This is a genomic window from Bacteroidota bacterium (assembly GCA_030706565.1).
GTDB lineage: Bacteria > Bacteroidota > Bacteroidia > Bacteroidales > JAUZOH01 > JAUZOH01.
This window is the reverse complement of sequence record JAUZOH010000518.1, coordinates 1-2432: the sequence shown is the minus strand read 5'-3', so window position 1 is coordinate 2432 and position 2432 is coordinate 1. Positions and strand designations below refer to the sequence as shown.

Below are 2432 nucleotides of genomic sequence, written 5' to 3'. Positions count from 1 at the left end.
TGATAAACAATTGTTGAATAATTTTATTGGCATATTAACCGGGAAATATAGCACTTACAGGTTTGCCATTGAAGCCAGGCATAAATCCTGGTTCACGGAAGATTGTTTCAAATTGCTTGAACAGTATAATATTGCTTTAGTAATAGCCGATTCCGGCAAACGATACCCTTATTCTGAAGTTGTTACCGCTGATTTCGTTTACTTTCGTTTTCACGGGCATGAACAGCTTTATGCTTCGGACTACAGCGAACAGGAATTACAGCATTATGCCGGAAAAATAATTGGCTGGTTGAAAGAGAACAAAGAAATCTGGGCGTTTTTTAACAATGACTATCAAGGGTTTGCCCCTAAAAATGCTATGCGATTAAAGGAAATCATCGAGGAGAAAATGGATTTTATATAGTCGGGATCTTGTTTTATTGTCTTTTTAATGATTTTTAGAAATGGAATATATTCCGGTAAAAGTTGATTGCCATTCAGGTTGGAAAGCAGATGAATATCCGGTATGCTTTTATATGGGAAAGGAGAAATTTGAAATAAAAGAAATCATTGACCGCTGGTATCAGGGAGACATGAATCCCAAATGGCCGGCAGCAAATTATTTTAAGGTTTGCACCATTTCTGGCAAGCTCTATGTCCTTAAACATGAAACCCAAAAGGACAGATGGTATTTAATCGTACCTGATACAAATGATTTCTTTAGTGACCGTTTGGATTAAAAACAAAAAGATTTTCTCCTTCTTTTCTTAACCCTTAAATTGATTGGATTATGCAGGAGGTTGATTCCAAGGGGATTCCCTCACAATCAACCTCCTGATTCTTACCTATTTTTTATGACTTTGATTTTTTTTGATGTATTTTGCAACCTCGACCATGGGGGCAACCCAGATTTCATTTTTATGTTGTTTCAGGTAATGAATCAACTGGCTGTGGGCTTCACGGGAGACATTGATACTGTGCTCGCCGCCAACTCCATGAAAAAGGAACACAAGTAAAGTATGCGACTTCATTGCTTTATTTACAAGGTCAATCATATAATCCCCCGACTGGCCGTTCATTCCATAACAGTTGATATCGTTTAAATCTACCTGGTTTAAGGATTTGAGGTCAGACTTGACACCTCTGGCCCCGGCAAATTCATGTTTAACGGCATCATAGAAGTTTACGGTATCAATTTTGGTGTCACCGCAGGGAAAGGCAAAAGTCCTTTCTGTTTTTCCATCTATGGCTTTTAAAAGGGTATTGTTTACCCTGATTTCCTTAATCGCACGGTCAACTGAGTATTTACTAAGGTCTTTTTCCGGGGTGACCCATGATCTCCCCGGTTTGCATGCGTCACAGGGATGAGTCAGGGTGTGGTTGCCCAATTCGTGGCCATGTTTTGCGGCCAGCCTCCATTCAGCGATCCTTTTGTTGAGTGCCGGCGATTCTCCAACTATATAAAATGTCCCTTTTATGCCTGCGGAATCCAGACAGGGTATGACATTGTCCAAATGCACATTCAGTGCATCATCATACGTGAGGACGACTGCACATTGTTTCCCGTTCCATTCTTTTGCCTTTTGGGCATAAGATTGTTGAAATATTAAGACTGTGATAACAAACAAAATTGCTTGATTAAGTTTCATGATTAAAAGTTGTTTATAATTGAACCTGGTTAAAAATGTAAATTTAAAATTACAAGAATCATTTGTTTAATAATAGGCCAAATTTAATAATAGTCTGGTTATTAAAGTTCGAATATGATAACTGATATTTATGAACTCCGGTATAAGTCTTTCAGAGGCATTGTAAAAATAAATGTATTGTCTGGCAGATCAAAGAATCTGACTTTCGAATTTCTATATAGTTAGGATTCTGCTTCTGTTTAAATAATCAGAACAATATAATCTATTTATTGATGTTAAAAAGAAACACTATATTTTAAAAATAATTAGTTTTGACCCTTTCCCTGATTAATTGAAACTATATGACCTTTAAAATTTTAATTTGTTAATCTTTATGAATTCAATTGTATTAGTAATTATTGCCGCCTTATTTTTAGCCATAGGATATGGGGTTTACGGAAGATTCGTCGCACACAGGGTTTTAATGTTGAATGGCAACAATCCTGTTCCGTCGGTGATGCTTAATGATGGCCGGGATTATGTGCCAACTAACAAAATTGTACTGATGGGGCATCATTTTGCCGCCATTGCGGGTGCCGGGCCACTTATCGGGCCTGTACTTGCTGCCCAATATGGATTCCTGCCGGGAGTTTTATGGATATTGATAGGATCTGTTTTTGCAGGTGCCGTTCATGATATGGTGATACTGACCGCATCCGTCCGTTTCCGGGGAAAATCAATTGCAGAAATAGCCAAAGATCTGGTAGGAAATAGGCTTGGATTGATTACCTCCGTATCTGTAATTACCATTTTGATTATTTCAAT

At 37.8% G+C, this 2432-nt stretch carries 4 protein-coding genes; 3 read left to right on the top strand and 1 reads right to left on the bottom strand.

Annotation, left to right across the window (positions count from 1 at the left end; translation table 11 throughout):
• A partial coding sequence (locus Q8907_16310; protein ID MDP4275832.1) for a DUF72 domain-containing protein occupies positions 1 to 403 on the top strand: 403 nt, incomplete at its 5' end.
• 40 nt (positions 404 to 443) lie between these two features.
• Positions 444 to 719, top strand: coding sequence for a cytoplasmic protein (locus Q8907_16305; GenBank protein ID MDP4275831.1), 276 nt, complete (start codon positions 444 to 446; stop codon positions 717 to 719).
• Positions 720 to 824: 105 nt separating this feature from the next.
• On the opposite strand, the gene Q8907_16300 is transcribed toward Q8907_16305, so the two are convergent.
• Positions 825 to 1628, bottom strand: coding sequence for a polysaccharide deacetylase family protein (locus Q8907_16300; protein ID MDP4275830.1), 804 nt, complete (start codon positions 1626 to 1628; stop codon positions 825 to 827).
• A 373-nt stretch (positions 1629 to 2001) separates the two neighbouring features.
• Here Q8907_16300 and Q8907_16295 point away from each other — a divergent pair.
• On the top strand, positions 2002 to 2432 hold a 431-nt coding region (locus Q8907_16295), incomplete at its 3' end, for a carbon starvation CstA family protein (protein ID MDP4275829.1).

Coding starts and splice junctions, on each gene's coding strand:
- Q8907_16305 (MDP4275831.1), top strand. CDS start 444: ATGGAATATATTCCGGTAAAAGTTGATTGCCATTCAGGTTGGAAAGCA.
- Q8907_16300 (MDP4275830.1), bottom strand. CDS start 1,628: ATGAAACTTAATCAAGCAATTTTGTTTGTTATCACAGTCTTAATATTT.